Origin of the sequence: Salinispora pacifica DSM 45544, from assembly GCF_000378845.1 — a bacterium.
In the GTDB taxonomy this organism is placed as follows: domain Bacteria; phylum Actinomycetota; class Actinomycetes; order Mycobacteriales; family Micromonosporaceae; genus Micromonospora; species Micromonospora pacifica.
The window spans coordinates 4,612,683-4,638,321 of record NZ_KB905359.1 but is presented as its reverse complement, the minus strand read 5'-3'; the positions used below and the strand labels follow the sequence as shown (position 1 = coordinate 4,638,321).

Below are 25,639 nucleotides of genomic sequence, written 5' to 3'. Positions count from 1 at the left end.
GCTCAGCCGCCGGACGGCTCCTTCTCCAGCCAGTCGAGGATCCCGTCGATCGGTTCCCGCCACCGGGCGTCCAGCATCAGGTCGTGGCTCATGCCGGGGAAGAGCAGCGGGGCCGAGCCGTACCGTCTGGCAGCCCGGATGAGCACCGAGTGCGGCACGACCCGGTCCTCCGGGCTGCCGAGCACCAACACCGGTGGGTCGCCCACAGCCGGCTCGGGCTCGCGCCCGAGCAGTAGCTGCCACTGGGCACGCCGGGCGGGGCGGCCCAGCCGGGACAGGTGCCGCCGCACCTCGTCCCGGGGCAGTTCCCGACCGAACAACTGGGCGCGGTTGCACTGCAGCCGGCCGCCAACGAGCGCGGGTAGCGTACCCAGGGGGTTACGGCGCAGCGCCGTGAACGCCGTTGCCCAACCACCGAAGACCGGGGCCACCATCACGGCGGCCCGGGCCGGGTAGCGGGCCAGGGCGTGCGCGACCACCAGCGCCCCAGCCCCATGCCCCACCAGCACCGCCCGGCGGGACAGGCCCGCGGCCACCTGCACCACGTCGTGGGCGTACGCCCGCAGCGTGGCTTCCGGCGCCGGTCCACTGCCAGCCTGCCCACGCAGACTCAACGCGTACCCAGAGAAGCCGCGCTCGGCGGCGTGCCCCAACCAGTGCTCAGCGAACGCCCACGCACCGTGCCCGAAACCAGGGACGAACAACAACGGCGGTCGGCCCTCATCCAGCCCGGGGATGGCCTCGAGCACCTCGCGTCGCACCGGACGGACCGGGCGAGCCCACTCCCGCCCCCGCATGATCCGCACCTGCTGGCTCACCGAATGAACCCTCCGCTCGCGACTGCGGGGCTCGCAAGCTCACTCCTCGCACTCACCACGCCCACCCTCCGCTCGCGACTGCGGGGCTCGCAAGCTCACTCCTCGCACTTACTTGGCCTCCAGGTCGTGCAGGGCGCGCTGCAGGGCGCGCAGGTAGTCGGCGTGACCGACCTCGAACCAGTGTCGGCTGCTCTCCTTGACCGGCCCCGAGTAGCGCTCCCCCGCCCGGGTGGTCACCGTGGCGGCGAAGGCTGCCGCCTTGTTGGGCCGGGTCTCCCGCAGCCGCAGCAACCGGGCGAAGAGCACGCTCTGCCAGTGGGACAGCGGGAAGATGCCGGAATCGGGCTGCACCAGGCCGGCCACGGCGAGGGTCGGATGATTCGGCACAAAGGCGTTGAGCCACAGCACCGGACGTCCGGTCGTGCCATCGTCGCCAAGGATCTTCGGGTCGAGAAACTCGAACCGGGGCAGGTAGCCGGTGGCGAAGACGACCAGCTCCGGATCGACCTGCCGGCCATCCGCCAGCTCGACGGAGTCCGGGTGGAAACGGACGACCTCCGGCACCGGAGTGACTCGGCCATGGCCCAGATAGTAGACAAGCTGACTGTTCACGATCGGATGCGTCTCCAGCATCCGGTGGTCTGGTCGCGGCAGACCGAAACGGGTCAGATCCCCCACACTCGCCTGGAGGAGACGGTGAAAGAGCCACTGCCGGAGCCGCCGGGGCACCCGCAGCGCCAGCATCAGGTCGTTGAGCTGGTCAGCCGGACGGCCAAGGAGATACTTCGGCGCGTACCAGTAGCCACGGCGGGTGGAGTGCCAGCAGTGGGCGGCCTGCTGAGCTGCCTCGGTAGCGATGTCGCAGCCGGTGTTGCCGGCTCCGACCACCAGCACCCGTCTGCCCCGCAACTGCGCCGGATCCTGGTAGGCCGAGGCGTGCATGACCTCGCCGCGGAACTCGGCAAGGCCCTCGTGGGTGGGTAGTTTCGGCGACCAGTTGTGGCCGTTGGCGACCACAACCGCGGCGTACCGGGAGGTCCGTTCCGGGCCGTAGCCGCCGGTGCTGCGGGTCGTGACGTCCCACCGGTCGCCCTCAGCCGGCTCGACCCGCACCACCTCCGTACCGAACCAGACGTGCCGGCGCAGGTCGAAATGGTCCGCGTACCGCTCGAGGTAGGTCAGCAACTGACTGTGGTGCGGGTAGTCCGGCCAGTCGTCCGGCATCGGGAAGTCGGGAAACTGGGTTAACGGACGCGACGAGATCAGGTGCGTGCTGGCGTAGACCGGGCTGCGGTCGTGCCGCCAGTTCCACACCCCGCCGACTCCGGTCTCCCGCTCGTAGCAGTCGACACCGAACCCGTGCTCGGTCAAATTCTTGATCGCGGTCAGCCCGGTCGGGCCCGCCCCGATCACGCAGACGGTCTCACCGCGGTAGGAGACGGAGCGGGCCCCCCGGGCCAGGTCGAGGGTGCTCAACTCCGGGTCGGGCCGGCCGTGATCGGTGGAGGTGGTCACCGAGGCATCTCCTTAGGTGCGGCACGGATGCCAGGTCGCGCAGCATCCTGCCCACATCGGATGCCCAATGTCCAGCCCGACGACCCGCCGGCCGTCGGGCACCACCGCCAGCGGCGCTGCCGCATCGTCCCGCTGGCGGTGGGTACGGTACGACCCGGACCCGCGACGGCACTGAGCCGCCCGGCGTCGCTACCGGCCCGCGTCCGGGATTCGACGGGCGAGGTCGGCAGCGCCGATAAGACCGGCGTCGTTGCCGAGCTTGGCGGGGCAGACCTGCGCCACCGGCAGCCGGCCCCGCTGCGCGAGCGCCTCGGTGTAGGCGGAGCGGGCCGGTCCCAGCAGCAGATCACCGGCTTCGACGACGCCACCGCCGACCACCAACACCTGCGGGTCCAGGATCTGCGCCAGGTCGGCGAGACCGCTGCCGAGCCAGTGGCCGACCTGGGCGAAAGCCTCGGTGGAGACCGGGTCGCCGTCCCGCGCCGCGACCGTGACCATCCGGCCGGTGATCGCATCGACGTCGCCACCGGCATGGGCCAGCAGGGCGGCAGCGCGGTGCGGTTCCTGGCGGGCTGCGGCGCGGGCGAAGCGCACCAAGGCGCTCCCACTGGCGTACTGCTCGATGCAGCCCAGCCGACCGCAGCCGCACTGGTGCCCGTCCGGCACGCTGAGCATGTGTCCCAGCTCGGCGGCGATGCCGTGCGCGCCACGCACCAGCTCGCCACCGAGCACGATGCCGCCGCCGACCCCGGTGCCGATGGTGAACATGACCATCGAGTCCTCGGCGTCGCGGGCCGCACCGTAGCGGAACTCCGCCCAGGCGGCCACGTTGGCGTCGTTCTCCACGATCACCGGCAGGTCGGTGGCGCCGTTGACGAACTCGCGTAGCGGCTCGTCCCGCCAGGCGAGGTTCGGGGCGAAGAGCACCGTCGAACGACTGGCGTCGATCCAGCCGGCCGCACCGATGCCGACCCCCTCGACCGCCCGCCCCTCGGCCAGTTCTCGGATCACCTCGACGATGACGTCACAGGTCTTACCGACGTCGTCCGCGGGAGTGTCCCGTCGGGTCTGCACGAGCACCGTGCCCGTGTCGTCCACGACACCGGCTGCGACCTTCGTGCCACCGACGTCCACTCCGATGGTCAGCGTCACCGCTGCCACTCCCCTCTGCTGTACTGCCCGGCCCGAGGCGTTACGCCGGTTGGGTCGGGGTGCTGGGTCAGGCCCCGCGGGCGTCCTCGCCCATGTCGCCGGGCACCCGAGCGGCGGGCACCACGGGACGGTCAGCCGTCGCCGGTATCTTCTCTGTCGCGGTCGGCCCGGCGCCGTTGACGGGCGGTGCGGCGGCCGGGACGGGGTCCTCCTCCGCCCGAGTTGCGGCGGACCAGACATCCCCCTCGGGCGCCGACGGAGAATCATGCCTGCTCTGGGTGGCTGCCTGCCACACCGGGGTTGGCCTCCCCGGTGCCGCGGTTTCCGCGGTGGGGTCCGCCGCGGCGGGGTCCGGCTGTGCCGAGGCGAATGCCCGGAGCAGGCTCGCCACTCCGGCAGCCAGGTCACCGGCTCCGGTGGCGAGCCGCTCGGCGAATTCCGGACTCGGGTCTCGTAAGGCGACAATCGCTCGGCAGAGCGGGCAGATACAGCACTCCGCCGTACCGGTCGACAGACCGGCACCGGTCGAACTTTCAGCGTGACCGAGAACACTCGAGACGATCCCACCGAGCGGGCCCCACGAGGTGCCGCCCTCCGTGCCGGCCGCGGCGAGCCGCGCCCCGGCCAACAGGGTCGCGACCAGCCGTTCCGCCTCTTCCCGGGCCGAACCCGGATCCGTTGCCCCCATGGGCGGCTCCCCCTACCGAAACGGCCGCGTCAACACGGCGCGTCAGATGCCTTCTACCCGGCGCTTGAGCTGCTTCAACGCAGCTTCCATGATCATTCTCTCAGCCTTGCGGCGAAACATCCCAAGCATCCCAACCGACAGCTCGACCTCCAGTGTGTAGGTCACCGTGGTCGTGCCATCCGCGTTGCCCACCAGGTCGTACGAACCGTGCTGGGAGCGCTGCATTCGGGAGGGCGCCGCCAGGTGCCACTCGATCCGGCTGCGGTCCGCTGCGTACTCGTAGACCAGCACATACTCGTCCATCAGAACGCCGGCGTCGAGGGTGAACCGGACCTGACGGGCGTAGCCGTCGGCGTCCTCCTCAAGCACCTCCACCTGCCGCAACGCCTCGGTCCATTCGGGGTAGCGGGCCAGGTCGCAGATGACCGCCGCCACCTGCTCCGGTGCCGCGCCGATCGTGATCGACTGGGTGGAGGAGTCCGCCATGGGGGGAGGCTACCCGGCCGTGTGACGAACCTGTCTGCACCACCCACGGCGCTGGACGGGTAGGTTGCGACAGAGCCGACCGTGAGGGCGGCCTGCCCGGCCAGCGTGAACACGAGGAGAGTGCAGGTGCGCGAGTTCTCCGTCCCACCGATCGTCACCGTCGGCGACTCGGCCAACCTAACCGATCCGGTCTGGGAAAACGCTGAGGTAGCCCCAGACGTGGTGCAGTTCATCCGTGCGGGTGCCGGCGACTCCTGGGTCGACGTGACCTGCCGCCAGTTCCGCGACGAGGTGGTCGCGACGGCACGCGGCCTGGTCGCAGCCGGGGTTCAGCCCGGCGACCGGGTCGGGCTGATGAGTCGCACCCGGTACGAGTGGACGCTCTTCGACTACGCGGTCTGGGCTGCCGGTGCGGTCACTGTGCCGATCTACGAGACCTCCAGCGCCGAGCAGACCGCCTGGATCCTGTCCGACTCGGGGGCGGTCGGCGTCCTGGTGGAGACGGACGCGCACGCCGCGCTGGTCGCCAGGGTCCGCGACGGGGTGCCCGAGCTGACGCACGTCTGGCAGATCGACCGCGGCGGAATGGACGAGTTGGTCACCGCCGGTGAGTCGGTTGACCCGACCGAGATCGAGCAGCGCCGCGCGGCCGTGCGGGCCGATGACCTCGCCACCCTCGTCTACACCAGCGGCACCACCGGCCGCCCCAAGGGGTGCATGCTGACCCACCGCAGCATGTTCGCCGACATCGCCAACGCCGTGCCCGTGCTACCCAACCTGTTCGGTCCGGGCGCCTCCACCCTGCTGTTCCTGCCGCTCGCCCACGCCTTCGCCCGGCTAATCCAGGTCGGTGTGGTGCAGGCCCGCGCCACCATGGCCCACTGCCCGGACACCAGCGACCTGCTCCCCCGGTTGCAGGCGGTTCGCCCCACCTTCGTACTCTCCGTCCCCCGGGTCTTCGAGAAGGTCTACAACAGCGCCAAGCAGAAGGCCGACGCCTCCGGCAAGGGCCGGATCTTCGCCCGTGCCGAGGCAGTCGCGATCGCGTACAGCGAGGCGCTGGAGACCTCGACCGGGCCGGGCCTGGCGCTCCGGGTGCAGCACGCGCTCTTCGACCGACTGGTCTACCGCAAGCTGCGGGCCGCGCTCGGCGGACGGTGTAACGATGCAATCTCCGGCGGAGCGCCACTCGGCGCGCGACTTGGGCACTTCTTCCGCGGCGTGGGGGTGACCATCTACGAGGGGTACGGGCTGACCGAGACGTCCCCCGCCGCCTCCACCAACCTGCCCGATGCCATCCGGATTGGCAGTGTCGGCCGCCCGCTGCCCGGGGTGACCATCCGGATTGACGACGACGGCGAGGTCCTCGTCGCCGGAGACCTGGTCTTCCGGGGCTACTGGCGCAACGAGGCCGCCAGCGCGGATGTGCTCACCGCCGACGGCTGGTTCCGCACCGGCGATCTGGGCCAGCTCGACAGCGACGGCTACCTGCGGATCACCGGCCGGAAGAAGGAGATCATCGTGACCGCGGGCGGCAAGAACGTCGCTCCGGCGGTCCTTGAGGATCAGGTCCGGGCGCACCCGCTGGTCAGCCAGTGCGTGGTGGTCGGCGACCGGCAGCCCTTTGTCGCGGCGCTGGTCACCGTGGATGAGGAGGCGCTGCCGGCGTGGTTGGAGGAGGCCGGCCTGCCGGCGAACACCCCGGTCGAGCAGCTCCGCGATCATGAGGGGCTGCGGTCCGAGATCCAGTCCGCGATCGACACGGCCAACCGCGCCGTGTCCCGGGCCGAGGCCATCAGGGTCTTCCGAATCCTGCCCCGGGACTTCGCCGAGACGACCGGCGAGCTGACCCCCTCCCTCAAAGTAAAGCGACAAATCGTGCACAGGTCATACGCGGCAGAAATCGCCGAAATCTACCGAAGCTGACTACCATCCGTCAGGTGCCCGCCTCCACTCCGAGACTGCCCCGACCGCATCCCCTCGCTGCTGCCGCGCGCGTGGTGATGCTGGCCTTGGTGGCGGTACTGAGCCTGCTCGCCACGCACGACCTCGCCCAGCTGTGGTGGATCGCACTCCTGGCGGCGGCGGGCCTGCCGGCACTGCTCGCGCCGACACACGACCGGCTCGGGCCGCTGAGCCGGGGCGCCGAGGTGGTGGTGCTGGGGCTCGCCACCAGCCACGTCGCCTCGGTGGCGACGATCGGCGCGCAGAACGCCGGGCTGGGCGCCTCGGCGGTGCTGCCATACCTGACCGTCCCGGTCACCGTCACCGCCCTGCGCCGACGCTTCCGCGAGGGCGCAGGGCTGCTGACGGTCATCGGCCTCACCCTCTTGCTGGCCGGAGCGCTGACCGAGATCGACGGCCAGCGGCAACTCTTCCAGGTCGGCTACCTGGCAGTCAGCGTCCAGTGGCTGACCCTCTCCGGCCTCGGGCTCTATGCGGCGCGAACCCTGCACCGGGTGATCCGGGCGCGCAGCGACAGCAAGCCCCAGCCGTACGCGGAGGCGACCCGCCTCCTTACCCAGCTACGCACAGTCGCTCGGAAGCTACCTGGCGCCACACTGGACCCGGGTGGCATCTCCGAGCACCTGCTGGAGGAGCTGCGGACGCTGGCCCGGACAGACCGGGGGGCCGTCCTGTCGGCCAGTGGTGGTGGCCGGTTGGTCGTCCTGGCCCAGTGCGGCGCCGACCGGGTGGACTGGGAAACCACACTGGACGCGGACTCGGCGATCGCCGACGCGTGGGCCAGCCAGCAGCCACAGACCGCCGCGCACTCGCAAGCCCGATCACCCGTCGGTGGGGAGGTCTCCGCGCTGATCGTGCCACTGGTCGCCGGGGTGCGTACGGTCGGGTTGGTGGTGCTGGAGGCGGATGTCGCGCAGGCGTACCCGCCCGCGGTGGTGGCCCGGGCGACCGGACTGACCTCCCCCGCCGCGCTGCGCCTGGAGGCAGCCCTGCTCTTCGACGAGGTGCGCTCCCTGGCCACGAACGAGGAGCGACAACGACTCGCCCGGGAGATCCACGACGGGGTGGCCCAGGAGCTGGTGATGGTCGGCTACGGCATCGACAACGCCCTGGCCACGGTGCACGAGGACACCGAGGAGACCGCTGGGTCGCTGCGTGGGCTACGTCAGGAGGTCACCCGGGTCATCACCGAGCTGCGGCTCAGCCTCTTCGAGCTGCGCAGCGAGGTGGACCGGCACGGTGGCCTCGCCGCCGCCATCGCCGAATACGCGCGCACGGTCGGGGTCTCCGGCGGCCTGCGGGTACACCTGTCGCTGGACGAGTCGACCGCCCGGCTGCCCGCCGCCACCGAGGCCGAGCTCCTGCGGATCGCCCAGGAGGCGGTGGCCAACGCCCGCAAGCACGCTGGCGCCTCGAACCTCTGGGTCACCTGTGCGGTGGATCCGCCGTACGCCCAGATCGAGGTGTCGGATGACGGTCACGGAATCTCCGACCACCCTGCGGACGGGCACTACGGTCTTGCGATCATGGCAGAGAGGGCGGAACGTATCCGAGGTCGACTGGAGATCCGGCCGCGGCAACCGAGCGGCACAACGGTGGCCGTGGTGGTTGGTTCGTCGTCCCAGCGCGATAGCGTGCGTGGCAGTACCACAGCAGAAGGGGAGTAACCCGAGGATGACCACACCGACACCCGCCACTCGCACCAAGGTCCTCCTTGTGGACGATCACGACCTGATCCGTAAGGGGCTGCGGCATGCCTTCGAGCGCGACCGGCAGTTCGAGGTCGTCGGCGAGGCTGCCACCGCGGCCGAGGGGGTCCGCCAAGCCGGCGCCCTCCAACCAGACGTGGTCATCATGGACCTGCGACTGCCCGACGGCAGCGGCCTCGAGGCCACCCGCGCACTACGCAAGTCCAGCGCCACGATGGGCATCGTCGTGCTGACCATGTACGCCGGCGACGACCAGCTCTTCGGCGCGCTCGAGGCGGGCGCGAGCGCCTTCGTCCCGAAGACCGCCCCGGCGGATGAGGTGGTCGCTGCGGCCCGGCACGCCGCCTCCTCACCCAGCGCCTTCACCGCTGCCGACCTGGCTGAGGCGATGAAGCGCCGGCTGGCCCCGTCCGGGCCGCAGCTCTCCCCACGCGAAGGGCAGGTGCTGCGCCTACTCGCCGATGGAATGAGCGTGGCTGGCATCGCCAAGCAACTCTTCGTCAGTGAGTCCACTGCCAAGACGCACATTTCCAAACTGTACGAGAAGCTCGGCGCCGCCAATCGTGCCCAGGCATTGATGACTGCGCTCCGACTCGGTCTGCTCGAGGCTCCCGACGCGCCCAAATTCTGACCCACCGCTCAGCTAACGAGCGGACAACTTCTCACCTACGGCGGTGTTGGTCGGCGCGATGTCGCGCTATGGTCTCCCCCGGCGGAGGGGCAGTTTGCAGGGACGGTCCCCGTGCGCACGAAGAGGTGAGGCATGCGACGGCCGGACTGGGCACCCGACGACATCGACATCGAGCGTCCCAGTGTCGCCCGCATGTACGACTACTACCTTGGCGGCTCCCACAACTTTGCGGTGGACCGAGCAGCAGCACAGGCCATGGTCGCAGCCGTTCCCGAGGCCCCGCTGATGGCTCAGGCAAACCGCGCCTTCCTGCGCCGGGCGGCGCACTTCCTGGTCGATGCCGGGGTCCGGCAGTTCCTCGACATCGGCTCCGGAATCCCCACGGTCGGCAACGTGCACGAGATCGTCCAGCAGGTCGCGCCCAGTTCCCGGGTCGTCTACGTCGACACCGACCCGGTGGCGGTGGCGCACGGCCAGGAGATTCTCTCCGACAACAACCAGGCAACCGTGGTGCAGGAGGACCTGCGGCACCCCGACCGCATCCTCAGCCATCCCGAGCTCCGTCGGCTGCTCGACCTCAACGAGCCGACGGCGGTGCTCATCGTCGCCGTCCTGCACTTCGTCTCCGACGACGACCGCCCCGCCGAGCTGCTGCGGACCCTGCGCGAGGCCCTCGCTCCCGGAAGCTGGCTGGTGCTCTCGCAGGCCAGCGACGAGGGGCGGCGGGACACCGAGCGGAGCGACGCCGAGGCGGTGTACCAACGCACCGGCAGTCCACTGTGGTTCCGCGACCGCTCCGAACTGACCACGCTCTTCGACGGTTTCGAGCTGGTCGAGCCCGGAGTGGTGTGGGTCCCGCAGTGGCGACCGGAGACACCGGAAAGCAGCGTGAACGCCGAGGCGTCGGCGTTCCTCGGTGGCGTGGGGCGGATCGGTGGCTAGCCCAGCCACCGCGGCTCACCCAAACGGCGCCAGCCCCGGCATGGCGGCCTTTACCCAGGAGTGGGCGAACGCGATCACCGGGACGAGCTACCTGCCGATGACCCAGGCACAGCTCAAGCGACTACTTGACCGCCTCGCCCGGCAGCTGGCGGCAGCCCTGCTCGCCGAGCCGTTCGACCTGCGAGCCGGGCAGCGCGTCGGCGCCGAGCTGGTGGCCGCACACATCGCCTCCGCCGAGGCGCTGGGCCGTACCGTTGAGGTCGTTCAACTTCGCCTGGTGCGCGACCTGGGCTTGGTCGCCGAGGACGTGGCGGACCGGCTGGCCCGGCTGCTCGCCGCCGTGACCACCGGGTACGCCCGCGCGCTGCGCGACCGCACGCTGGACGAGCAGGAGACGATCCGGCGGGCCGCGATGGCGCAGCGAACGAAGGCCGAGCGGGCGCTCCGGGCCAGTGAGGCCCGCTTTCGGCACCAGGCCACCCACGACTCGCTCACCGACCTGCCAAACCGGAATCTCTTCACCGAACGGCTCACCGCGGCGCTGAAGGCGCCGCAGCGGGACACGGACCGGGTCGGCCTCTGCTTTCTCGACCTGGACGGGTTCAAGCGGGTCAACGACCAGCACGGACACCAGGCCGGAGACCGGGTGCTGACGGAAGTGGCCAACCGGCTGCGCCAGGCTCTCACCGGGCATCTGGTCGCCCGGCTCGGCGGCGACGCGTTCGTCATCCTGATCGAACGCACCGGCGGCACCCGGGACGTGATCGCCGTGGCGGAGGCGGCCCTGGCCGCCGTGCACAAACCGGCCGAGGTGGCGGGCCGCGAGGTGACGGTTCGGACCAGCATCGGCATTGTGGAGCGGCAGGTTGCCGGCGCCACCGCGAACGAGCTGATGCGGGCCGCCGACTGCACCCTGCACTGGGCCAAGGCAGCCGGCGGCGGTCGGTGGATGCTCTATGATGCCGAGCGCGACCGCCGAGAGCTAACCAGCCAGGCACTGACCGCGGCGATCCCGGCCGGGCTGGACCGGGGGGAGTTCTACCTCGACTACCAACCACTCGCCTCCCTACGCGACGGCCGCGTGCTGGGTGTGGAGGCACTGGTGCGCTGGCGGCATCCGGAGCTGGGTGTCCTGCGGCCGGGCCAGTTTATCGGCCTCGCCGAGGAGACCGGATTGATCATCCCGCTCGGCGGCTGGGTGCTCGCCGAAGCGTGCCGGGCCGCCGGCAGTTGGTCGACGACCGCCGGGACGCCGTTCGTAAGCGTGAACCTGGCCGTCCGGCAGGTGCACCGACCGGGCCTGGTGCAGGAGGTCCGCAGCATCCTGCGGCACACCGGACTACCGCCGGAACGTCTCCAGTTGGAGATCACCGAGAGCGCCATGATGAGCCCCGCCGAGGAACCGGTGCGGGCGCTGCGCCACCTCGCAGACCTCGGTGTCCGCATCGCCATCGACGACTTCGGCACCGGCTACAGCAACCTGGCGTACCTGCGCGACCTACCGGTAACCGAACTGAAGGTGGCCGGGGAGTTCGTTGCCGGGCTGCGTGCCCAGGAGCCCCAGGCAGACGAGAGGATCGTCGCGTCGTTGGTCTCGCTGGCCCACGCGCTCAACCTGACCGTCACCGCGGAGGGGGTGGAGACAGCCGGGCAGGCCGAACGGCTGCGGGCCATCGGCTGCGACGCCGGCCAGGGCTGGCACTTCGGCCGCCCAGAACCCGCCGACCGGATTCTGGCCCGACTGGGCTGACAGCCGCCGGGGCCGAACACCGCTCCGCCCGGCCCACCGCGTGTACTCCGGGCCCCTGCTCCTCCCGGGCCACCCGCCCACCGCGTCGCTCAGGGCTGCAGGAGGGTGGTCATCCGGGCGGCCTGGGTCTCCCACCGCCACTCGCGTTCGACCCAGGCCCGACCGGCGGCACCAAACTGGCGGGCCAGATCCCGGTCGGCGAGCAGGGTCGCCACCCGGTCGGCAAGCTGGGCCACGTCCCGCCCCCGCACCACGAAACCCGTCTCGCCGTCGCGCACCGCATCCGGTGCGCCGCCGGAGTCACCGGCCACCACGGGGAGCCCGGTCGCGGAGGCCTCCAGGTAGACGATGCCCAGCCCCTCTACGTCCAAGCCCCGGTTCCGGGTACGGCACGGCATCGCGTACACGTCACCGGCCGCGTAGTGCGCGGGCAACTCCGCCGCCGGCACCGTACCGGTGAAGACCACGTCTCGCTCGACACCGACCTGCCGGGCCAGTTTCCCCAGCCCGTTCCGGTACGGACCACCCCCAACGATCAGCAGTGCGGTGTCCGGGACCCGGCGGCGGATCTCCGGCAACGCCCGGATCAGGGTGTCCTGCCCCTTTCGCGGCACCAGCCGGGACACACAGACCACGACCGGTCGGTCAACCAGCCCGAGCCGGGCCCGCACCGAGTCGCCCCGCACGGTCGGATGGTAGGTGTCAAGGTCGACACCGGGCGCGAGCCGACGCAGCTCGGTCGCCCCGCGCAACGCCCGGTCCAGCCGGAGCCGGGTGTACTCCCCCAGGTATGTGGTCACATCAACGTCCCGGCCGATCCGGCGTAGCGCGGAACGGGCACCGGGCAGCGCTGCCCAGCCAATCTCATGCCCGTGGGTCTGTGCCACCACCCGCCGGACGCCGGCCCGGCGCCGCAGACCCGCGGCGAGCAGCCCGAGGGGTGCCGCCGCACCGAACCAGACCGTGTCGCAGCCGTTCTCCCGGGCAAGCTGGGTAACCCGCCGCGCCACCAGTGGGGTGGGCAGCAGCACCTTGGTGTCTTCCCGCACCACCTCGAAGGGCTGTTGGGTGTCGAACGTCTCGGCGCCGCGCCAACTCGAGGCGTAGACCACCACCGAGCCCGCGGGCTGGCGCACCGCGAGGCCATGCACGAAAGACTGGATCCCCCCGGGCCGAGGTGGGAAGTCGTTCGTGACAAGCAACGTTCGGCTCTCGCTCATCGACTGGTCTTCCTGGCGTAGGCGCGGGCGGCGGCGATCCGCTCCACGGTGGATGGATGGCTGGCGGAGTAGAGGTATCCCAGCCGGGGCGGGTCGGGGTCGGCGAGGTTGATGCCGGCGAGTCGGCGCTGCATCGCCACAAAGGCGCCCGGGTCCTTGGTCAGTGCCAGCGCGTGTGCGTCGGCCCGCGCCTCGACCCGACGGGAAATCAACGCCTGCGCCGGCGTGGCGACCAGGCCGGCCACCGTCACCAGCGCCAACAGCAACGGGAAGGCCCGCGGCTGGTCGATCGAGTCAACACCGGCCATCCGGAGCAACGGAGCGACAAACCCGAGCAGGTAGAGCGTCACCACCAGTATCGCCGCGCCCAGCGCGCCGGTCAGCGTGCCGACCACCACGTCGCGGTCCTTGGCGTGCCCCAACTCGTGGGCCACCACCGCGGTCACCTCCTCCGCGGTGGCTTCGCGTAGCAGCGTGTCGTAGACGACGATCCGGCGGGTTGGCCCCAGCCCGGAGACGTAGGCGTTGACGGCACGGGTGCGCCGGGAGGCGTCCGCCACCAGCACGTCCCGGACCGGTACGCCGTCGCGCTCCGCCAGCTCCATCAACTCTGTCCGCAGTGGGCTCGGCTCCAACGGGGTGAACCGATTGAACACCGGCTCCACCAGCACCGGGAACACGAACGACAGGAGCATCACCAGGCCGGCTGCCCCGGCCGCGCCGAACGCCCACCACCAGCGCGGCGCCAGCCGGATCACGGTGTAGAAGCCACCCAGGGCCACCGCCCCGATGACGGCGCTGACCGCGTACGACCGGAGCAGGTCAACGGTCCAGCCACCCCAGCCGTTGGTGGCCAGCCCGTAGCGGGTGAGCACGGTGTGTCGCCAGACGGCGAACGGCAGGGTCATGAGGTCGGCGACGAGCACCACGGTGAGCCCGCCGAGCACCGCCTGCGCGGCCCAGTGCCCACCGAACGGGCGGCCGACCAGCTCCACCAAGCGGCTGCCCAGCGGGGTGAGCCCCAGCGCGAGCGCCACCAACAGGCCGACGCCGAGCGCCGCCCAGCCGCCGGGCCGCAGTGCCGCCCGGAACTCCCGCCCCCTACGCACCTGCTCTCCGGGCAGCTCATCCAGGGCGGCGAGCTGGTCGGCTCGCGGGGCCGGCGGGCGCTGCCACGGGATCAGCACAGCGGCGGTGACGGCCAGCGCAGCGACCAGCCCGACCAGCGTGAGCAGGGCCCAGCCGCGCGGACTCACTGGATCGCCTCCCGGCCCCCGATGCCGGCGATCGCGATGGACCTGCCCGCAGCGCGCCATTCCCGCGTCATGCCACTCCTCCCGCTGTGCGCGCCCATCGTAGTGGCCACCCGGTCCCGACGGACGGGGTGCACACACCATCGACGACCACCGGACGATCGCGGCCGACCGCGGCGGGTGTGTCGAGGCTCCGCGGGCACCACGCAGCTCCCGCCCCACGGCACCACGTGGCCCGACCCGCTCCCACGGGCAGGTCAGGCCACCCGATGGTGGCGATGACCGGGCCGGTGTACCGGAGGCCGGGGCTCCGGCAGCACCTGCACGTCAAACCCGGCCCGAGCGAACACCTCGATCGCCCGCGCCTCGGCCGCGCCGAACTCCACGGTCTCGTTGAGCAGAACGGTCAGCAGGCAACCCGAACAGCCGTCTGTCCGGCCCACGCACCCGTCACAGTCGATCACCATCACGCCTCCCGCCGCGCCGACGGTGACCCATCCCACCTCTGCGAGGTCTTCCCAGCACCGTCAGTCACATCGACGCTAGCCAAAGCGTATGACAGATCCGGGACAACTCGATCAACTCGCCACCGGGATCCCCGGGAGTCAAACCGACTGCCGTGTCCCGCTCGGGCCGGTCACCCGGCCGGTCAGGAACGGGCCAGCCGGCGCAGCAGCGCGTCGGCGCCCAACGGGTAGGCGCCGTGCCGACGTACGCCATCGGCCACCTCCCGGTCCGCCGAGACCACCACCACCGGCCGCCCCGACGGCTCGGCCCGGACCAGCCGCCGGATCAACTCGTCGGCCGTCTCGCCCTTACGGGAAAAGAGCACCCGGACGCCGCGAGGACTCGGCGGCAGGCCATGCATCCGCTCGGCGCCGTCGAAGACCACGGTCACCTCGTCGCCGGTCTGCGCGGCGATCCCCCCCAGCCCGGTAATCAGCCGTTTGCGCTGCTGCTCCAGTGACATCTCGCCGAAGCCCCGTTTGGTGACGTTGTAGCCATCCACCACCAGATGAGCCCGGGGCAGGGCGAGTAGTTGGTCCAACCGGGCCGGATCGTCGGAGTCCCGGGCTCGGGTGGCGACGCCCGTGGCGGGAGCGTTGGACTGGTCGGCGAAGGCGTCGGCGACGAAGTCGGCCGGCAACCTGTCCGCCGGATCCAACGCCAGCTCCCGCCGCAGGCCCACCGCGGCCTGACCGATCGTCTCCAGCAGCAGCCACAACCGGGCGTCGTCAACCGACCTGGATTCCTTGGCACTGGCCCGGGCCACCCCGGCCGCCGCTTCCGCCTCGGCCAGCCGGGCCCGGGCCCGGCGCAGCTCCGAATCGGCGTCCGCCGTCGCGCGCGCCGACCGGCCCCGCTCGGTGGCGAGCAGCTCGCTCGCCCGGCGCTCTCGGGCCTGCGTCTCCCGCAACGACCGGCCAAGCTGCCGCGACTCCTCCCGGAGTTGGCCGAGTTCCTCGCGGACCCGGGCCAGCTCGTCGCGGAGTTTGTCCGCCTCCACCCGAGCCACCGCACGGTCGTGTTCTGCCCGGGTAGCCCGCTGCTCGGCCTCTCGGACCAGCTCGGCGACGACTGCGCTGTCAGCCTCGGCCCGGACCGCCGCGCCGCTGGACTCGATGAGGTCCCGCCACCCCCGCGGGCGCGCCAGGTACGCCAGGGCCGCAACCTCCACCGGCTCGGCGGCGGCCGGCGCGGTGCCCCCGAGTACCGCCGCGCCAAGGTCACCGGCGTCGGCAAGCACCCGCGCGGCTACCCGCTGACGAAACAGTGGGTCGCCGGTCAACTGGGTCGCGATCATCGGCGCGCCGAGCCGCGCCCGCCGGTTGGGGGCGAACTTGGCCACCCGGCGCAGCGGGACCGGCACCTCGTCCGCGGGCAGGCTGGGCAACACCGCGGCGGCCAGCACCACGATCCGCTGCCGGACCGGCTCCGGCAGCACCGGTTCCGGACCGTCCTCCGCTGCGGGGTCCTCGTCGCCCGACGGTGCGGGACCGTCAGCGGACGGCACGACACCGTCGCCCGGCGAGGCGGGACCGTCAGCGGACGGCACGGGATCGGCCCCGCTGCCGGGTCCGGAGCCGGACGCACCGGCGATGCCGGTGCTGGCCGGGTTGGCGGTGGACGCGGTGGCGCCGGCGGCGACCGGATCATCGAGGGTGCCCCCCGTACCCTCGATGCCCGGCTCCGGCGCAGCGGCGACCGACTCCTCCGCGGGGCGGTGGTCGTCGTCGTACGGCTCGGCGAGGGGCATATGGTAAGTCTCCCACTGTCACCCGACCCACCGCCGAGCGAGTGAGCCAATATCTCATCGCAGGACTGTTGTCAACGCTACGCCACCCGCCGAAGTCGGCGATGCTCCGGACGACGCGATGGCGAAGGCCGCAGGAAGCGGTGTCGGACCGGGCCGTTAGCGTGCCCGCCGATGGCACCACAGAAATATGTCCAGGAGTTGTTAGCCGGTCTCGACCCCGCTGTCGGCGGCGTTGACCCGGCGCTGCCGCTCTACGCGACCACCTTTGTCGTGGTCGACCTCGAAACCACGGGCGGCGCGCCGGACGGCGGCGGCATCACCGAGATCGGTGCGGTGAAGGTCCGCGGCGGTGAGCAGCTCGGTGTGCTCGGCACCCTGGTCAATCCCGGCACTCCGGTCCCGCCCTTCGTCACTGTGCTCACCGGCATCACCCAGGCGATGCTGCTGCCCGCCCCACCGATCACCGAGGTCCTGCCGAGCTTCCTCGAGTTCCTCTCCGCCGACGCGGTCCTGGTCGCCCACAACGCCCCGTACGACGTGGGGTTTCTCAAGGCGGCCTGCGCGGCGCACGGCTATCGCTGGCCGAGCCCGCGGGTGCTGGACACCGCGGCGCTGGCCCGACGGGTGCTGACCCGCGACGAGGTGCCCAACCGCCGACTCGGCACCCTCGCGGCATACTTTCGCACCGCCACCCGGCCCACCCACCGGGCGTTGGACGACGCGTTGGCCACCGTTGACGTGCTCCACGGCCTGATCGCCCGGCTCGGTGGTCACCGGGTGCACACTGTCGGCGAGGCGATCGAGTTCGCCCGGGCGGTCACCCCGACGCAGCGCCGCAAGCGGCACCTCGCCGAGGGCCTGCCCCACTCGCCGGGGGTCTACCTGTTCCGGGGCACCGACGAACGCCCGCTCTACGTCGGCACCTCGGTCGACATCGCCACCCGGGTCCGCAGCTACTTCACGGCCGGGGAGAAGCGGGCCCGCATCTCGGAGATGCTCGCCGCCGCCGAGCGGGTGGAGGCGGTGGAGTGCGCCCACTCGCTCGAGGCGGAGGTGCGGGAGTTGCGCCTGATCGGGACGCACGCCCCGCCGTACAACCGACGGTCGAAGTTCCCCGAGCGGGTGGTCTGGCTGAAGCTGACCGACGAGGCGTACCCACGATTGTCGGTGGTGCGAAACCTGGCCCCGGGGGACGAGGCCTACCTCGGGCCCTTCGCCTCCCGCCGCGCCGCGGAGCTCGCCGCGGCCGGCTTCCACGACGCGATACCGCTGCGGCAGTGCACGCACCGGCTGTCGCTGCGGAAGGTCACGCCGGCCTGCGCCGTAGCCGAGCTGGGTCGCTGCCTGGCACCCTGCGAGCACCGGATCACCCCGGCGGAGTACGCGGACCGCGCGACGACGCCCTTCCGTACGGCGTGTGACGGCGACCCGCAGGGCGTGGTGGACGCCTTGCTTGACCGAATCGAGACGCTCTCGGCGGGACAACGCTACGAGGAGGCCGCGGTGGTGCGGTCCCGGCTCACCGCCGTGCTCCGCGCGATCACCCGGATGCAGCGACTCGCCGCGCTCACCGGGATTGCCGAGGTGGTGGCTGCCCGGCCGGCGCCGGATGGAGGTTGGGAGTTGGCGCTGGTACGGCATGGACGGCTGGCCGGCGCCGCGGTGTCCCCGCCCGGGATCCACCCACGACCAACGATCGCCACGATCCGGGCGACCGCGGAGACCGTCGCCCCGGGGCACGGACCTACTCCGGCTACCAGCGCCGAGGAGACCGAGCGCATCCTGTCCTGGTTGGAGCGTCCGGAGACGCGGTTGGTGGAGATGTCGTCCGCCTGGGCCTCCCCGGCTGCCGGTGCGGGCCGGTTCCGAGCCCTGCTTACGAAGGCGGCAAACGCGGCTTCCCACCAATTCTCGACCGAAAGCCCAGGACCAACCAGCTGATCGGATGACGCTGACTCGCATAAGCTGTTAACAAGTGCAGTCCCGCCCGTTTCTGGGCCGGCTCCCGGCACCGGCACGGTGACCTGGGGTCGGGGTGAGGAGGTATCCCTCGTGGATGTCGACGCCGGACACGGCGCCGCCCTGGAGGGCGCGCTTCCGCCCCAACCGGCGGAGCTGCCGCTGACCCGCCGACTGCGGACGTTGTTGGCGTGGTCCACCGCCGAGGCCGAGCCGGTTGGTGAGCTGGTCCGCACCCACCGGAACATCCACTCCGGAACGGACCCGTCGGTGCTGCGTCGGGCGTACACGATCGCCGAGACGATGCACCGCGGGCAGTTCCGCAAGAGCGGCGAGCCCTACATCACCCACCCGCTCGCGGTCGCCCAGATCTGCGCCGGCCTCGGCATGGACGCGACCACCCTGGTCGCAGCGCTGCTGCACGACACCGTCGAGGACACCCGCTACACGCTCCAAGCCCTCGCCGACGATTTCGGGCCCGAGGTCGCCCACCTGGTGGACGGAGTGACCAAGTTCGACAAGGCGTTCTACGGTAAGGCCGCCGAGGCCGAGACGACCCGAAAGATGATCATCGCGGCCGGCAAGGACGTCCGCGTGTTGATCATCAAACTGGCGGACCGGCTGCACAACATGCGCACGCTCGGGGTTCGCTCCGCCGCGTCCCGGGAACGCATCGCCCGCAAGACCCAGGAGGTACTCGTTCCGCTCTGCGATCGGCTGGGCATCCAGAAGCTCAAGCGAGAACTGGATGACATTGTCCTGATGCACCTGGAGCCAGAGGAGCACGATCGCATCTCCCGGCACCTGCACGACCGACCCGGCTGGGACGCATACCTGACGGAAATCGTCTCCCGGGCGAAGACGGCGCTCCGCCGCAGCCGGGTCAACGCCGACGTGACCCCTCGGCCGCGCCACCTCTACTCAATCTGGAAGGACACCGTGGCCGGCGACCACGCCAGCCCGTACGACCTGCCCCGGGTCGTCGTCGTCGTGAACGGTCCGGACACCGACTGCTACGCGGCTCTGGGCGCCATCCACGGCACGTGGCCCCCGGTACCCGGCCGGTTCAAGGACTACATCGCCTCCCCGAAGAACAACCTCTACCGCTCCCTACACACCAGCGTCCGCGGGCTAAGAGATCGCACGGTGGAGGTGTTGATCCGCACCGAAGAGATGCACCGCTGTGCGGAGTACGGCATCGCCGCCAGCTATCGTTTCCCCCGCGCCCGCGTTGACCAGGCCGTCCGGGACGAACGGCTGGACTGGCTGCGACGCGTGCTGGACTGGGAACAGGAGACCGCCGACCCGGCGCAGTTCCTGGAGTCACTGCGCAGCGACCTCGCCGAGGCGCAGATCCAGGTCTTCGCCGACGGGCGACAGGTGGTGCTGCCCGCCGGTGCCACCCCGGTCGACCTCGCGTACGAACTCGGCACCGAGCGCGGCGACCACTGCCTGGCGACCCGGATCAACGGTCGACTCGCCCCGCTCTCCTCCTGCCTCGAAGACGGCGACGTCGTGGAGATATTCACCGAGACTGAGCAGACGCCCAGCGACTTCGACGGGGCTCCGCGGGGTCCCCGCCGGGAGTGGCTCGGCTTCGTCAAGTCCCCGCAAGCCCAGATGCAGATCAACCGCTGGTTCGCCGACCACACCGAACCCGGAATCTCCATCGCCGACAAGGTCCGCCTCGGCCGGGCCGCCGTCGGGCTGGCCCTACGCAAGCACGATCGCGGTCTGGCCAGCGACCTACCCCTGCTCCGACTCTCCGAGGAGCTCGGCTACCCCGACCTGGAGACGATGCTCGTCGCGGTCTTCGACCGGGCGATCGCACCGGACGCGGTGGTACAGCAACTCATCGACCTGGTCGACCACCGACGGTGACCCGACCGGCCCCAGGCCGGCAGAGATTCACCCGACGGCATTAGCCTGAACGCATGATCTGCCGCCTGCGGGTAACCGGACGCGCCGTCGCATACCAGGTCTTCTACCGGCTCCCGCTGCCCGTGCGACGTCGCCTGGTCCGGCTGACCGTGCCCAAGTACATCGTCGGTGCGGTCACCCTCGTCCGTGACAGCGAGGCCACGGGAGCCGGCCGGCTGCTCCTGCTGCGCCAACCGCCCGGCCGGGGGTGGACGCTGCCAGCGGGGCTGTTGCAGAAGCGGGAGGCGCCGGTGCTCGGGGCGTGCCGCGAACTATACGAAGAGACGGGCATCCGGCTCTCCCCCCACGAGCTGACCCCGGCGGTACCGAACGCAGTCGTCCACGACAAGGGTTGGGTGGACGTGGTGTTCACCGCCGAGGTTCCGGCGTCAACCACGACCCTGCGGGTTGACGGTGCGGAGGTCTTCGAGGCCGCCTGGCACCCGCTGGACGCCCTGCCGAAGTTGACCTGGCCCACGGCCCGCCTGCTCGGCTACTTCGACATCGGGCCGCTGGCCGGGCAGTTCCCGCCTAAGCTCCCCGACCACCAGCCGTGACCGCCGTCGAGATCTGCGCGGTGGCCCTCGCCGCCGGCGAGGGCAGCCGGCTGCGTCCGCTGACCGAGCGGGTACCCAAAGCGCTCTGTCCGGTCGGGAACGTCCCGCTACTCGACCGGGTGCTCGCGCGGCTCGCCGGGATCGGTCTGGCGGGGACGAGCCGGGTGGCGGTCAACGCCAGCTACCTCGCCGAGCGGGTAGTCGCGCACGTCGGCGACCGCGCCCACCGGTCAGTGGAGCCCGACGGCCCGCTCGGCACCGCCGGCGGCTTGGCGAAGCTACGCGACTGGATCAACGGGCGGGGCGTGCTGGTCGGAAACGCCGACGCGTACCTCGCCGACCCGGACCGTCCACCTGGGCTGGATATTGCCGCGCTCCTGCAGGACTGGGATGGCGAGACCGTACGACTGCTGGGTCAGCCCGCCGTGGACCCAACGGCACCCGGCACCTTCGACGGCCACGCCTTCACCGGTTTCTCCCTGCTGCCCTGGTGGCGAGTTCGGGACCTACCACTGGAGTTCGGCGATCTGGTCCGGACGGTCTGGCGGCCGGCGGAGGCGGCCGGCGAGCTGACCGTGGTCCCCTATCCCGGCACGTTCTATGACACCGGCACACCCGCCGACTACCTCACCGCCAACCTGCACGCCGCGGGCGGCGGCACCCTGGTTCACCCCACGGCGCTGGTCACCGGCCGGTGCCGGTCGGCAGTGGTCGGGGCGGGTGCCCGGGTACACGGGGCTGTCACCAGGGCCGTGGTCTGGCCGGGCGCCACCGTAGCAGCGGAGGAGCATGTTCAGAACGCGATCCGGGTGGGGACCGATCTCACCGTCGTCGTCAGCGAACCGCCACTACCGGAGCGTCTAGCATGAGCGGGGAAGCCGACGAACGGAGCGAACTCCCGTGATCACCGCGATTGTCCTGATCGACTGCGCCACCGACTCGATCCCCGAGGTGGCGGAGGCACTCGCCGCCCTGCCCGGTGTCAGCGAGGTCTACTCAGTGGCCGGGCAGGTCGACCTGGTCGCGATAGTCCGGGTCCGCGAGTTCGAGCAGATCGCTGAGGTGATCGCGGGGCGCATCTCCAAGGTGTCGGGGGTGCTGAACACCGACTCCCACATCGCGTTCCGCGCGTACTCGCAGCACGACCTCGAGCAGACGTTCGCGATCGGCCTCGGCACCGCCGACTGACGGGGCGGCAGGGCGTAGCCCCTGCGCCAGCAGACGGCTGGTCCACCCCATCCGGGGCGGACCAGCCGTCGACCTACCTCATCATGGTCCAGACCTACCTCATCGTGGTCAGCTCGTACCCGGAGCCGGGGTCTCCGTACCGGTACCGCCACCCGGAGCCGGCGCCTCGGTGGTGCTACCCGGAGCCGGGCTCTCGGTGGTGCCAGGGCCCGGAGTGGTCATACCCGGGCTCGGGGTGCCGGTGCCGGTGCTCTGCGGGACCGGGACACCCATCTGGTTGGCCAGCTCGACCAACTCGTCGTAGTGGGTCTGCAGGGTCGGCAGCGCGGTCTGCGCAAGCTCGATCACCGACGGGTCGGAGCCCTGCGAGATCTCCGTCTGGGTGGCCTGGATGGCCTGGACGTGGGCGGTCAGGTTACTGGTCACCCAGAGCTGGTCGAATTCCTGGCCACTGGCGTTGTTCATCTGGTCGGTGAGGTCCTGCTGGTCGGCGGTCAGCTCACTCGACAGCTCGACACCGAGCTGGTTGGCGACCTGTTGGACCGTCTCGTCCAGTTGGGTGTGGTCAGTCCCGATCTGTTGGCCCAAGTTCTTGACCCCCTGGTCCTGGGCCTTCTGTCCGGCCAGCTCCCCCTTGCTGATCTCAAAACTGATTCACCTGGTGAATGGCCTGCAGGTACTGGGTGTCCTGCTGTGACGGCTGCGCCGCGGCGTGGGCAGCCGCGGCGGGTGCGATACCCACCAGCACCAGCGCGGCCAGCAGGCCCAGGCGTTTGAATCCCAACATTCGTCCTCCCCTAGAGACGTTGGACCGCACGGATACCCGGCTGGCCGGGGTTATACCTCGGTCCCGGCCCAGGTATGCCAACAGGCGTGGCGCCCGCCGAAACTCCGGCGGGCGCCACGTGCGGTTACGTCGCGGTGAGGTCAGCGGCGCTCGCCGCTGGTGATCTCCGAACGCTCGGTGTCCGAATCGACCGGGGGCGCCGGCGATACCGGCGCCTCGGCGGGCTTCTCGATCGGGTAGAAGAAGCCCCGGATCGCCGGGCCGAGCGCGCCGAGCCGGTTCATCTTCTTCGGCACCACCCAGCCGACGTACTCCAGTTCGCCGTCCTCGCGGTGAAGCGGCTGGTGCACCTCGACGAACCGACCGTCCGGCAGCCGCCGGATGATGCCGGTCTCGACCCCGTGCGCCAGAACCTCCCGGTCATGCTGCTGGAGCCCCAGACAGATCCGGTAGGTGACGAAGTACGCCAGCGGCGGGAGAAGCAGCAGACCGATCCGGCCACCCCAGGTCATCGCGTTCAGGCTGATATTGAACTTGTCGGCGATGACATCGTTCGCCCCGGAGAGCGCCAGCACCAGGTAGAAGGTGACGGCCATGGCGCCCAGCCCGCTCCGCGCCGGAACGTCCCGCGGCCGCTGGAGCAGGTTGTGGTGACGGTAGTCCTTGAGGCGCCGGGCTTCGATGAACGGATAGAGCACGGACATACCCACCAACACCCCGGGCAACACGACCGTTGGCCAGAACAACGGCGGGATGACGTACCCATCGCCGATCGGAATGTAGATCTCCCAGGCGGGCATCAGCCGGGTAGAGCCGTCGAGGAACATGACGTACCAGTCGGGCTGGCTGGCGGCCGACACCACCCACGCCTCGTACGGCCCGAACAGCCAGATCGGGTTGATCTGGAACAGGCCAGCCATCAGCGCGATCACGCCAAAGACGACCATGAAGAAGCCGCCCTGCTTCAACGCGTAGCGGGGGAACATCCGCTCGCCGACCACGTTGTCGTTGGTCCGGCCGGGGCCGGGCCACTGGGTGTGCTTCTGCTTGAAGACCAGCCCCAGGTGGGCGCCGATCAGGGCGAGCAGCAAGCCGGGGATGAGCAGCACGTGCGCGATGTAGAACCGGCTGACGATGATTGTTCCGGGGAACTCGCCGTCGAAGATCGAGGACGTGAGCCAGGAGCCAATCACCGGAATCGACAACATGATGCCGGAGGCGATCCGGAGCCCGGTGCCGGAGAGGCCGTCGTCCGGCAGGGAGTAGCCGGTGAAGCCGGCCAGGAAGCCGACCCAGAACAGCAGCGAGCCGATGATCCAGTTGGCCTCCCGCGGCTTGCGGAACGCGCCGGTGAAGAAGACCCGCAGCATGTGCACCACGATCGCGGCCATGAACAGCAGGGCCGCCCAGTGGTGCATCTGCCGCATGATCAGGCCGCCCCGGACGTCGAACGAAATGTCCAGACTGGAGGCGTACGCGGCGGACATCGGCGTGCCCCGCAGCGGGGCGTAGCTGCCGTTGTAGATCACCTCGGTCATCGCCGGCTCGAAGAAGAAGGTCAGGAAGACCCCGGTGAGCAGCAGCACGATGAACGAGAAGAGCGCGATCTCACCCAGCAGGAAGGACCAGTGGTCCGGGAAGACCTTGTTCAGCAGCCGACGGAGCGGGGTGGCCATCTGAAAGCGGTCGTCCACTCCCCGGGCCACGTTCCCCGGGACGGCTGCCATCTCAAACTTGCGCCGCTTCACGGCCGCTCCCAGAAGTCGGGCCCGACGGTCTCGGTGTAGTCGGACGTGGCCACGAAGTAACCCTCGTCGTCAACGACGATCGGCAACTGCGGCAGCCGGCGGCTGGCGGGACCGAAGATGGGCTTCGCGTTGTCGGTGATCAGGAACTGCGACTGGTGACACGGGCAGAGCAGCCGGTTGGTCTGCTGTTCGTAGAGGCTGGCGGGGCAGCCAGCGTGCGTGCAGATCTTGGAGTAGGCGGCGAAGTTGCCCCACATGAAGTCGTCGTGACCGATCCGCGCGTTGGCCTCGCGGGCCTCCTGCGCATCCGCGTCCCGAAGGTGGATCAACAACGCCGGCGAGTCCGCGTACTTGTTACTCACCCCGTGTTCGATGCCGGGGAAGACAGTGATCTGGCCACCAGTGCTGATGTCCGCCGGGCGGATCGGTCGGCCGTCCTCACGGACCAGCCGGACCTTCTGGCCGCCCTCGGTGGGCGCGAAACCCGTGGTGAACATCTGGTTGTTCTTGTGTGGCTGCGAGATCAGGCCACCCACCAGCGGCGCCGCGGCAACCGCCCCGACCGGCGCGAGACCCGCCAGCAACGAGACTCCCAGCAACGGCCGGCGCTTCACGCCCAGTTCGTCCGCCATGTAGAGCATCGTCTGCGCGGTGATCTTGCGGTCCCGCTCGTTGACCTCGCCCTCATGCCGGTCCTGAACCGACACCTCCTTGGGCAGCAGCTTCTTGCCCCAGGTGAGGATGCCGAAGCCGATACCGAGCAGGGAGATACCCAGGGTGACACCGAGTAGCGGCGTATACCACTTGTCGCCGCCGTAGCCCAGCTCGTACTCCCAGGGCCACCAGATGTAGATCGCCAGGAAGGCGGTCGCAGAGACGCCGGTCAGCAGAAAGAACAGGGCGACCGTACGACTCAGTCGCCGCTCGGCCTTACTACCCGGCACGACCTGCGGCTCGTAGTGCACGATCTGGATGTCGTCCGCACGGGCGCCCGCGCGGACGATGTCGAAGCGACTGAGATCCGGATCATCCAGGTCGACCGGCTGGTCGCCGCCCGCGTGTCCAGGGTGAGTGGTGGTCATGCCGTCACCTCG

At 70.6% G+C, this 25,639-nt stretch carries 21 protein-coding genes and 1 pseudogene; 10 read left to right on the top strand and 12 right to left on the bottom strand.

Features of this window, described 5'->3' with window-relative positions; all coding sequences use genetic code 11:
• Window positions 1–2: 2 nt before the first annotated feature.
• From SALPAC3_RS0121360 to SALPAC3_RS0121340, 5 genes are all read right to left on the bottom strand, one after another.
• Window positions 3–818: an alpha/beta hydrolase gene (locus SALPAC3_RS0121360; protein ID WP_018223210.1), complete on the bottom strand. Its 816-nt coding sequence runs from the start codon at window positions 816–818 to the stop codon at window positions 3–5.
• A gap of 108 nt (window positions 819–926) precedes the next feature.
• Window positions 927–2,333: a flavin-containing monooxygenase gene (locus SALPAC3_RS0121355; protein WP_018223209.1), complete on the bottom strand. Its 1,407-nt coding sequence runs from the start codon at window positions 2,331–2,333 to the stop codon at window positions 927–929.
• Window positions 2,334–2,522: 189 nt separating this feature from the next.
• On the bottom strand, window positions 2,523–3,494 hold the full coding sequence (locus SALPAC3_RS0121350) for an ROK family glucokinase (RefSeq protein ID WP_018810860.1): 972 nt from the start codon (window positions 3,492–3,494) through the stop codon (window positions 2,523–2,525).
• A gap of 58 nt (window positions 3,495–3,552) precedes the next feature.
• Window positions 3,553–4,173, bottom strand: a complete 621-nt coding sequence (locus SALPAC3_RS0121345; RefSeq protein ID WP_018223207.1) for a hypothetical protein — start codon at window positions 4,171–4,173, stop codon at window positions 3,553–3,555.
• A gap of 42 nt (window positions 4,174–4,215) precedes the next feature.
• Window positions 4,216–4,659: an SRPBCC family protein gene (locus SALPAC3_RS0121340; RefSeq protein WP_018223206.1), complete on the bottom strand. Its 444-nt coding sequence runs from the start codon at window positions 4,657–4,659 to the stop codon at window positions 4,216–4,218.
• Between the two features lie 126 nt (window positions 4,660–4,785).
• Between SALPAC3_RS0121340 and SALPAC3_RS0121335 the strand changes: the two genes are divergently transcribed.
• From SALPAC3_RS0121335 to SALPAC3_RS0121315, 5 genes are all read left to right on the top strand, one after another.
• Window positions 4,786–6,585: an AMP-dependent synthetase/ligase gene (locus SALPAC3_RS0121335; protein WP_033671507.1), complete on the top strand. Its 1,800-nt coding sequence runs from the start codon at window positions 4,786–4,788 to the stop codon at window positions 6,583–6,585.
• Between the two features lie 14 nt (window positions 6,586–6,599).
• On the top strand, window positions 6,600–8,291 hold the full coding sequence (locus SALPAC3_RS0121330; protein ID WP_033660472.1) for a sensor histidine kinase: 1,692 nt from the start codon (window positions 6,600–6,602) through the stop codon (window positions 8,289–8,291).
• A gap of 7 nt (window positions 8,292–8,298) precedes the next feature.
• Window positions 8,299–8,964: a response regulator transcription factor gene (locus SALPAC3_RS0121325; RefSeq protein WP_012014490.1), complete on the top strand. Its 666-nt coding sequence runs from the start codon at window positions 8,299–8,301 to the stop codon at window positions 8,962–8,964.
• Between the two features lie 132 nt (window positions 8,965–9,096).
• Complete coding sequence (locus tag SALPAC3_RS0121320) at window positions 9,097–9,906, top strand: SAM-dependent methyltransferase (RefSeq protein WP_018223202.1); 810 nt, start codon at window positions 9,097–9,099, stop codon at window positions 9,904–9,906.
• A 40-nt stretch (window positions 9,907–9,946) separates the two neighbouring features.
• Window positions 9,947–11,656: a putative bifunctional diguanylate cyclase/phosphodiesterase gene (locus SALPAC3_RS0121315; RefSeq protein WP_018810855.1), complete on the top strand. Its 1,710-nt coding sequence runs from the start codon at window positions 9,947–9,949 to the stop codon at window positions 11,654–11,656.
• Between the two features lie 89 nt (window positions 11,657–11,745).
• Here SALPAC3_RS0121315 and SALPAC3_RS0121310 read toward each other — a convergent pair whose 3' ends face one another.
• The 4 genes from SALPAC3_RS0121310 to SALPAC3_RS0121290 form a co-directional block, all read right to left on the bottom strand.
• A complete protein-coding gene (locus SALPAC3_RS0121310) occupies window positions 11,746–12,876 on the bottom strand; it encodes a glycosyltransferase family 4 protein (RefSeq protein WP_026185788.1) in 1,131 nt (376 codons plus the stop codon).
• A complete protein-coding gene (locus SALPAC3_RS0121305) occupies window positions 12,873–14,132 on the bottom strand; it encodes a M48 family metallopeptidase (protein WP_018223199.1) in 1,260 nt (419 codons plus the stop codon). Before SALPAC3_RS0121305 ends, SALPAC3_RS0121310 begins: the two co-directional genes overlap by 4 nt.
• Before the next feature lie 254 nt (window positions 14,133–14,386).
• On the bottom strand, window positions 14,387–14,596 hold the full coding sequence (locus tag SALPAC3_RS0121295; RefSeq protein ID WP_026185787.1) for a hypothetical protein: 210 nt from the start codon (window positions 14,594–14,596) through the stop codon (window positions 14,387–14,389).
• A gap of 182 nt (window positions 14,597–14,778) precedes the next feature.
• Window positions 14,779–16,386: an NYN domain-containing protein gene (locus SALPAC3_RS0121290; protein WP_018223196.1), complete on the bottom strand. Its 1,608-nt coding sequence runs from the start codon at window positions 16,384–16,386 to the stop codon at window positions 14,779–14,781.
• Window positions 16,387–16,557: 171 nt separating this feature from the next.
• On the opposite strand from SALPAC3_RS0121290, the gene SALPAC3_RS0121285 reads away from it, so the two are divergent.
• The 5 genes from SALPAC3_RS0121285 (at window position 16,558) to SALPAC3_RS0121265 (ending at window position 22,010) form a co-directional block, all read left to right on the top strand.
• Complete coding sequence (locus SALPAC3_RS0121285; protein WP_018223195.1) at window positions 16,558–18,327, top strand: DEDD exonuclease domain-containing protein; 1,770 nt, start codon at window positions 16,558–16,560, stop codon at window positions 18,325–18,327.
• Window positions 18,328–18,438: 111 nt separating this feature from the next.
• Complete coding sequence (locus tag SALPAC3_RS0121280; RefSeq protein ID WP_018223194.1) at window positions 18,439–20,226, top strand: RelA/SpoT family protein; 1,788 nt, start codon at window positions 18,439–18,441, stop codon at window positions 20,224–20,226.
• Window positions 20,227–20,279: 53 nt separating this feature from the next.
• Window positions 20,280–20,822, top strand: coding sequence for an NUDIX hydrolase (locus SALPAC3_RS0121275; RefSeq protein ID WP_018223193.1), 543 nt, complete (start codon window positions 20,280–20,282; stop codon window positions 20,820–20,822).
• On the top strand, window positions 20,819–21,691 hold the full coding sequence (locus SALPAC3_RS0121270; RefSeq protein ID WP_018223192.1) for a nucleotidyltransferase family protein: 873 nt from the start codon (window positions 20,819–20,821) through the stop codon (window positions 21,689–21,691). Before SALPAC3_RS0121275 ends, SALPAC3_RS0121270 begins: the two co-directional genes overlap by 4 nt.
• 31 nt (window positions 21,692–21,722) lie before the next feature.
• The gene (locus SALPAC3_RS0121265; protein ID WP_018223191.1) at window positions 21,723–22,010 is read left to right on the top strand and encodes an Lrp/AsnC family transcriptional regulator; all 288 of its coding nucleotides are present in this window, start codon (window positions 21,723–21,725) and stop codon (window positions 22,008–22,010) included.
• A 108-nt stretch (window positions 22,011–22,118) separates the two neighbouring features.
• Here the strand turns inward: SALPAC3_RS0121265 and SALPAC3_RS26080 are convergent.
• The 3 genes and pseudogenes from SALPAC3_RS26080 to qcrA all read right to left on the bottom strand — a co-directional run bounded on the left by SALPAC3_RS26080 (window position 22,119) and on the right by qcrA (window position 25,627).
• Window positions 22,119–22,797 (bottom strand): annotated as a pseudogene (locus SALPAC3_RS26080) (DUF4142 domain-containing protein).
• 140 nt (window positions 22,798–22,937) lie between these two features.
• Window positions 22,938–24,545: a cytochrome bc1 complex cytochrome b subunit gene (gene qcrB, locus SALPAC3_RS0121255; RefSeq protein ID WP_018223190.1), complete on the bottom strand. Its 1,608-nt coding sequence runs from the start codon at window positions 24,543–24,545 to the stop codon at window positions 22,938–22,940.
• A complete protein-coding gene (gene qcrA / locus SALPAC3_RS0121250) occupies window positions 24,542–25,627 on the bottom strand; it encodes a cytochrome bc1 complex Rieske iron-sulfur subunit (RefSeq protein ID WP_018223189.1) in 1,086 nt (361 codons plus the stop codon). Before qcrA ends, qcrB begins: the two co-directional genes overlap by 4 nt.
• Between the last annotated feature and the right edge of the window lie 12 nt (window positions 25,628–25,639).

What these genes read in the sequence shown, in the direction of transcription:
- SALPAC3_RS0121345 (WP_018223207.1), bottom strand. Translation starts at nt 4,173, where the DNA reads ATGGGGGCAACGGATCCGGGTTCGGCCCGGGAAGAGGCGGAACGGCTG.
- SALPAC3_RS0121340 (WP_018223206.1), bottom strand. Translation starts at nt 4,659, where the DNA reads ATGGCGGACTCCTCCACCCAGTCGATCACGATCGGCGCGGCACCGGAG.
- SALPAC3_RS0121325 (WP_012014490.1), top strand. Translation starts at nt 8,299, where the DNA reads ATGACCACACCGACACCCGCCACTCGCACCAAGGTCCTCCTTGTGGAC.
- SALPAC3_RS0121320 (WP_018223202.1), top strand. Translation starts at nt 9,097, where the DNA reads ATGCGACGGCCGGACTGGGCACCCGACGACATCGACATCGAGCGTCCC.
- SALPAC3_RS0121315 (WP_018810855.1), top strand. Translation starts at nt 9,947, where the DNA reads ATGGCGGCCTTTACCCAGGAGTGGGCGAACGCGATCACCGGGACGAGC.
- SALPAC3_RS0121310 (WP_026185788.1), bottom strand. Translation starts at nt 12,876, where the DNA reads ATGAGCGAGAGCCGAACGTTGCTTGTCACGAACGACTTCCCACCTCGG.
- SALPAC3_RS0121295 (WP_026185787.1), bottom strand. Translation starts at nt 14,596, where the DNA reads ATGGTGATCGACTGTGACGGGTGCGTGGGCCGGACAGACGGCTGTTCG.
- SALPAC3_RS0121290 (WP_018223196.1), bottom strand. Translation starts at nt 16,386, where the DNA reads ATGCCCCTCGCCGAGCCGTACGACGACGACCACCGCCCCGCGGAGGAG.
- SALPAC3_RS0121285 (WP_018223195.1), top strand. Translation starts at nt 16,558, where the DNA reads ATGGCACCACAGAAATATGTCCAGGAGTTGTTAGCCGGTCTCGACCCC.
- SALPAC3_RS0121275 (WP_018223193.1), top strand. Translation starts at nt 20,280, where the DNA reads ATGATCTGCCGCCTGCGGGTAACCGGACGCGCCGTCGCATACCAGGTC.
- qcrA (WP_018223189.1), bottom strand. Translation starts at nt 25,627, where the DNA reads ATGACCACCACTCACCCTGGACACGCGGGCGGCGACCAGCCGGTCGAC.